The organism is Marinobacter sp. (assembly GCF_033722195.1).
Taxonomy (GTDB): Bacteria; Pseudomonadota; Gammaproteobacteria; order Pseudomonadales; family Oleiphilaceae; genus Marinobacter.
In genome coordinates this window covers 1-6,156 of sequence record NZ_JAWVZL010000140.1, presented here as the reverse complement: position 1 = coordinate 6,156, position 6,156 = coordinate 1, and the positions used below count along the sequence as shown (strand labels likewise).

The following is a 6,156-nucleotide window of genomic DNA, read 5'->3' as shown; positions in this document are numbered from 1 at the left end:
TGAGGCCCTCAGCTGTACCGCCGAGGGCTGAGCCGCCTTGAACCCGGACCCTCTACGTGCAAAGCCGATGCCTGGATGCTCTAGACCTGCAAACCCAGGGCCCGGCCGTGATGATCCAGGTGTTCGTCGATGAACGAGGCAATGAAGAAATAGCTGTGGTCATAGCCCCGATGCATCCGCAGCCGGATCGAGTGGTGCACCTGTTCGCAGGCTTCCGCCAGGGCGTCCGGGTTGAGCTGCTCGTCCAGGAACTCGTCCGCCGTACCCTGGTCGATCAGCAGCTGCAGCCGCTCCGGTGCGCCCGGCACCAGCAGGGTGGCGTCCCATTCCGCCCATTCCTCCCGGTCGTCACCGAGATAGCCCGAGAAGGCCTTCTGACCCCAGGGGCAGTCGCTGGGGTTACAGATGGGTGAGAAGGCCGACACCGAGGCGTAGCGGCCGGGGTTACGCAGGGCGCAGACCAGCGCACCATGGCCGCCCATGGAGTGGCCGCTGACGGACCGCGCGGCGGACACCGGCAGCTTGCTCTCCACCAGCGCCGGCAGCTCCTCCACCACGTAGTCGTACATGCGGTAGTGCCGCGACCAGGGCTCCCGGCTGGCATTGAGGTAAAAGCCCGCACCACTGCCGAAATCGTAGCTGTCGTGCTCGCCCGGCAGATCCAGGCCACGGGGACTGGTGTCGGGGCAGACGATGGCCAGCCCCAGCTCGGCGGCGCGCCGGTGGGCGCCGGCCTTCTGCATGAAGTTCTGGTCAGTACAGGTCAGCCCCGACAGCCAGTAAAGCACCGGGACCGGTCGCGGATCACTGCCAATGGCCTGGGGCGGCAGGAAAACCGCGAACTCCATATCACAGCCCAGCACTTTGGAGCTGTGCCGATAGCGGCGATGTTCGCCGCCAAAGCTGACGTTATTGGCAATCTGTTCCATGACGCACCTCAGAATAGGACCACCGACCGGATGCTCTTGCCTTCATGCATCAGATCGAAGGCCTTGTTGATCTCCCCCAGGGGCATGGTGTGGGTCACCATTGGGTCAATCTGGATTTCGCCGCGCATATAGCGCTCCACATAGCCGGGCAGTTCGGTACGGCCCTTGACGCCGCCAAAGGCGCTGCCGCGCCAGACCCGCCCGGTCACCAGCTGGAACGGCCGGGTGCGGATTTCCTCGCCGGCCCCGGCGACACCGATGATGATCGACTCGCCCCAGCCCTTGTGGCAGCACTCCAGGGCCGAACGCATGACGTCCACATTGCCGATGCACTCGAAGGAATAGTCGACGCCGCCGCTGGTGAGCTCCACCACCACTTCCTGGATCGGCTTGTCGTAGTTCTTCGGGTTGATGAAGTCGGTGGCGCCCAGCATGCGGGCCATCTCGAACTTGTCCTCGTTGATGTCGACGCAGATGATGCGGGACGCCCGCGCCATGACCGCGCCCTGCACCACGCTCAGGCCAATCCCACCCATGCCGAACACTGCCACCGTTGAGCCCGGCTCCACCTTGGCGGTATTGAGCACCGCACCAATGCCGGTGGTAACGCCACAGCCCAGAAGGCAGACCTTGTCCAGGGGTGCCTCCTTGCTGATCTTTGCCAACGCGATCTCCGGCATCACGGTGTACTCGGAGAAGGTGGAGGTCCCCATGTAGTGCTTGATCTGCTTACCGTTGTGGGAAAACCGCGAGGTGCCGTCGGGCATCAGGCCCTGGCCCTGGGTGGCGCGGATGGCCTGGCACAGGTTGGTCTTGCCGGAGCGGCAGAACGAGCACTCCCCACACTCGGGGGTGTAGAGCGGAATCACGTGATCGCCGGGTTTGACGGAGGTGACGCCAGCACCCACTTCCTCCACGATGGCGCCGCCTTCGTGGCCAAGGATGGCCGGGAAGTTACCTTCCGGATCGGCGCCGGACAGGGTGTAGGCGTCGGTGTGGCAGACACCGGTGGCCACCACCCGCACCAGGACTTCGCCGGCCTTGGGGCCTTCCACGTCAATCTCTTCGATAACCAGAGGCTTGCCCGCTTCCCAGGCAACCGCAGCGCGTGACTTCATATCGTTGTCCCTTCAGATCAGAATTCGTTGCAGAGGCTTTCAGATACGGTCACGGCCGGTGATGGTTCATTCCGCAGCCACATGCTTGGGCAGCTCGACGCCGGCGCCGGTGCGGGCCAGCTCTGCCAGTATGGCGGTGCGGGTGACAATGCCCACCAGGCGGTCGTTTTCCACCACAGGGTAGACCTTGGGTTTACCGTGGCCAAGATTCTGGGCCAGGTCAACAAGGCCCATCTCAGGGCTGATGGTGACCGGCTCCCGCACCATGACGTCGTCCACGATTGGGTCGCCCTCGTGGTGGTAGTTGCTGACCAGCAGGGCATGTATGCAGTCCTGCTCGGACACGAACCCCACCACCCGGCGGTGATCGTCCACCACCGGCAGGCCCGAGACATGGTTGGCCAGCAGGGTCTTGACCACCCTGGTCAGGGCGGTGCCACAGCGAATCGGCTCGATGTGGTTCGACAGTACATCGGAGGCTTTCAGTGAGCGCATGAGCTTTCTCCTTACTTCCCGTGTTGACGGTTGGCCATCACCCCGGGTCCGGTCGGCCGCGCCCGGTGACATTGGCTCTTGAGCGGCTGTCTCCTCCCCTAACCATAGTTAAAAAGCGCCGAAACGGGAAATGCCGGCGGCGCCGTCAGGCCACCGACGCGCCCTGCTCGATGGTGGCCATGCTCATGGCGGCAAAGTCCGCCAGCAGGGGTGCCGGCAGATCGTGTCCCATGCCCCGGATGCGCTCAAGCCGGGCGTGGGGAATCAGGTATTTAAGCTGCTCCGCCGCCACCGGTCGCACCAGCGGATCGTCGCTGCCGTGGATAATCACCGTCGGCACCCGGATCCGCCGGGTCATGGAGGACAGGCTGCCGGTGGCCAGTATGGCTCGGGTCTGGCGCAGGATACCGGCGGGGTGGTAGCTGCGGCGGTAGTCGCGGACGATGCGGTCCCGCACCTCCTCCTCCCGGGGCGGGAACCCCGGGCTCTGGATCGCCCGCCAGAACGCCAGGCTGCGCTCCACCACGGCCTCCTCGTGATGGCCCTTGGCCCCCACCCCGGCCAGTTTCCAGATCAGCCGGGGCTGGGGCAGCGGCAGCCGGGGACTGTTAGTGGACGTCATGATCAGGGTCAGGGTGCGGACTTTTTCCGGGAAGCTGGCCGCCAGCACCTGGCTGATCATGCCACCCATGGACACCCCCACCAGATGCACCGAGCCCAATCCCAGGGCATCCACCAGGCCGCATACGTCGGCGGCCATGTCATGCAGGGTGTAGGGGGAATCCACCGGCAGGCCCAGGCGATGGCGCGCCATCACCTTCACCGGATGGCCGGTGAGGCGGTCCTTGAGGTGGCTGGAGAGGCCGATGTCGCGGTTGTCGAATCGTATCACCCGGTAGCCGGCCTCGGCGTAGGCATCCAGCAGCGCTTCGGGCCAGAGGGTCATCTGGGCCGCCAGACCCATGATGAACAGCACCGGCTCACCGTCCGGGTTGCCCCGGGTCTCGACACACAGGCGCAGGCCGTTGCTGTCGATGTAAAAGCTTTGCGGGGAGTCGGATGGGCTTTGGGTCTGGGCTGTTGCAGTCATGATGATGAGTCGTTCGTTGCCTTTGTCTCGTTCAAGACTAACCGATTGCGATAGCCCTCCGGTAGCACCAGCTACTGCTACACTCACTGCACTCCGGGCCTTTTTCGGGCCAAAGCATCAAACGCGCTAACCATAGACCCAATCAGTTTGAACAGCGGGCAACTAAACCCTTGTTTTAAAAGGTCAGGGTCGCTATTAAATAGGTCTGGAACGCAACGGTCGCCAATCGGCACCCACATACAGGAGGAAGTACTATGACTTTACGTCTTGGTGATACCGCACCGGATTTCGAGCAGGACTCCAGCGAAGGCAAGATCCGCTTTCACGAATGGCTGGGCGACAGCTGGGGCATCCTGTTCTCCCACCCCGCTGATTTCACCCCTGTGTGCACCACCGAACTGGGCCTGACCGCAAAGCTGCGGGACGAGTTCGCCCGCCGCAACGTCAAGGCCATCGCCCTGAGCGTGGACCCGGTGGAGTCCCACAAGAACTGGATCAGCGACATCAACGACACCCAGGGCTGCACCGTCAATTTCCCGATCATCGCCGACCACGATCGCAAGGTGTCCGAGCTGTACGACATGATCCATCCCAACGCCAACGCCACGCTGACCGTGCGCTCGCTGTTCGTGATCGACCCCCAGAAAAAAGTGCGGCTGATGATCACCTACCCCGCCAGCACCGGGCGCAACTTCAACGAAGTCCTGCGGGTGGTGGACTCGCTGCAGCTCACCGACGAGCACAAGGTGGCCACCCCGGGCAACTGGGAGCGTGGCGATGACGTGGTGATCGTGCCCTCGCTGCAGGACGAGCAGGAGATCCAGCAGCGCTTTCCCAAGGGCTACAAGGCAGTGCGTCCCTACCTGCGCATGACGCCGGACCCGAAGACCAACTGGAACGCCGAATAAGGCGAAAAAAAAGCCCCTGCATGGCAGGGGCTGAAGAACAACGGAATGGTTTCTCATCCATCAGCCCGGCCTTCCGTCCGGGCTGATTCCTATCTGACGCTCCACCGCGTCGTACGGTTCCCTCAGAATGCCGGAACCACCGCACCTTCGTACTTCTCCAGAATGAAATTGCGCACCGCCTCCGAGGTGAGGGCCGCGGCCAGCGCCTGCATGGCGTCGCTGTCCTTGTTCTCCGGCCGCGACACCAGGATGTTGACGTATGGTGACTCGGAGCCCTCCAGGATCAGGGCGTCCTCGGTGGGGTTCAGGCCCGCTTCCAGGGCGTAGTTGGTGTTGATCATGGCCAGCTCCACCTGGTTCAGCACCCGCGGCAGGGTGGCCGCCTCCAGCTCGTAGAACTCCAGCTCCCTGGGGTTGCTGGCGATGTCCCGCGGGGTGGCGGTGATCTTGCTGCCGTCCTTGAGGGTGATCAGGCCGGCTTTCTGCAGCAGCAGCAACGCCCGGCCGCCGTTGGTGGGGTCGTTGGGGATGGCCACGGTGGCGCCCTCTTCCAGGGCCTCCAGCGACTCGATCTTGCTGGAGTAGGCGCCGAACGGCTCGACGTGGACACCCACCACACTCACCAGCTCGGTACCACGGCCTTCATTGAAGGACTGCAGGTAGGGCAGGTGCTGGAAGAAGTTGGCGTCCATGCGGCCCTGGGCCACCTGCACGTTGGGCTGGACGTAATCGGTGAACACCTTGATGTCCAGCTCCACGCCCTTCTCCGCCAGGCCGGGCTTGATGAATTCCAGGATCTCCGCGTGGGGCACGGCGGTGGCGGCCACGCTGAGGCGGTCGGCGGCCTGGACGGAAAACGCGGTGAACGCGGCGAGCAGGGTTATCAGTCGGGTCAGTTTCATAACATTCCTCGGTTTGGTTGACTGTGGATGGCCGCAGCGGGGACCTCAGCGCCGGCTGAAGTACAGCACCAGCCGGTCTCCCAGCATCTGCAGCAGCTGAACAAAAATCACCAGGAGGGCTACCGTAATCACCATCACATCGGTTTGGAATCGTTGATAACCGAAGCGGATGGCCAGGTCCCCCAGGCCACCTCCGCCCACTACACCGGACATGGCGGCGTAGGACACCAGGGTAATGGCGGTCACGGTGATGCCGGCGATGATGCCGGGCAGGGCTTCGGGCAGCAGCGCACCCAGTACGATCTGGCGCACACTGGCACCCATGGCCTGGGTGGCCTCGATGATGCCCCGGTCCACCTCCCGCAGTGACGTTTCCACCAGGCGGGCAAAGAAGGGGGCACCACCGGCCACCAGCGGTGGAATGGCGCCGGCTACCCCCAGCGAGGTGCCGATCAGCATCACCGTGACCGGAATCATCACGATCAGCAGGATGATGAAGGGCACCGAACGCAGGATGTTCACTACGAAGGACAGCACCGCATAGGCCACCGGCTGCTCCAGCAGCTGCCGCTTGCCGGTGAGAAACAGCAGCACCCCCAGCGGCAGGCCGATCAGCACACTGAACAGCAGCGACACGCCCACCATCACCAGGGTGTCCCAGCTGGCCCAGGCAATCTCGGCCCAGACCACATTAGCCAGCCATTGCTCGATCAT

The 6,156-nt window shown here is 63.8% G+C and carries 7 protein-coding genes; 1 reads left to right on the top strand and 6 read right to left on the bottom strand.

The window, feature by feature from the left end; all coding sequences use genetic code 11:
• Positions 1–80 precede the first annotated feature (80 nt).
• The 4 genes from fghA to R3280_RS15660 form a co-directional block, all read right to left on the bottom strand.
• The gene (gene fghA, locus R3280_RS15675; protein ID WP_318999547.1) at positions 81–929 is read right to left on the bottom strand and encodes an S-formylglutathione hydrolase; all 849 of its coding nucleotides are present in this window, start codon (positions 927–929) and stop codon (positions 81–83) included.
• An 8-nt stretch (positions 930–937) separates the two neighbouring features.
• Entirely contained in the window at positions 938–2,047 is a 1,110-nt protein-coding gene (locus R3280_RS15670; protein ID WP_318999546.1) for an S-(hydroxymethyl)glutathione dehydrogenase/class III alcohol dehydrogenase, read from the bottom strand.
• Positions 2,048–2,113: 66 nt separating this feature from the next.
• The gene (locus tag R3280_RS15665; RefSeq protein ID WP_318999545.1) at positions 2,114–2,542 is read right to left on the bottom strand and encodes a CBS domain-containing protein; all 429 of its coding nucleotides are present in this window, start codon (positions 2,540–2,542) and stop codon (positions 2,114–2,116) included.
• A 145-nt stretch (positions 2,543–2,687) separates the two neighbouring features.
• Positions 2,688–3,632 (bottom strand): alpha/beta hydrolase, encoded by a 945-nt coding sequence (locus R3280_RS15660; protein ID WP_318999544.1) that lies wholly within the window; start codon positions 3,630–3,632, stop codon positions 2,688–2,690.
• Positions 3,633–3,886: 254 nt separating this feature from the next.
• Between R3280_RS15660 and R3280_RS15655 the strand changes: the two genes are divergently transcribed.
• A complete protein-coding gene (locus tag R3280_RS15655) occupies positions 3,887–4,540 on the top strand; it encodes a peroxiredoxin (protein ID WP_318999543.1) in 654 nt (217 codons plus the stop codon).
• A 122-nt stretch (positions 4,541–4,662) separates the two neighbouring features.
• On the opposite strand, the gene R3280_RS15650 is transcribed toward R3280_RS15655, so the two are convergent.
• The gene (locus R3280_RS15650) at positions 4,663–5,442 is read right to left on the bottom strand and encodes a MetQ/NlpA family ABC transporter substrate-binding protein (RefSeq protein ID WP_413468793.1); all 780 of its coding nucleotides are present in this window, start codon (positions 5,440–5,442) and stop codon (positions 4,663–4,665) included.
• Positions 5,443–5,487: 45 nt separating this feature from the next.
• A complete protein-coding gene (locus tag R3280_RS15645; protein WP_318999542.1) occupies positions 5,488–6,156 on the bottom strand; it encodes a methionine ABC transporter permease in 669 nt (222 codons plus the stop codon).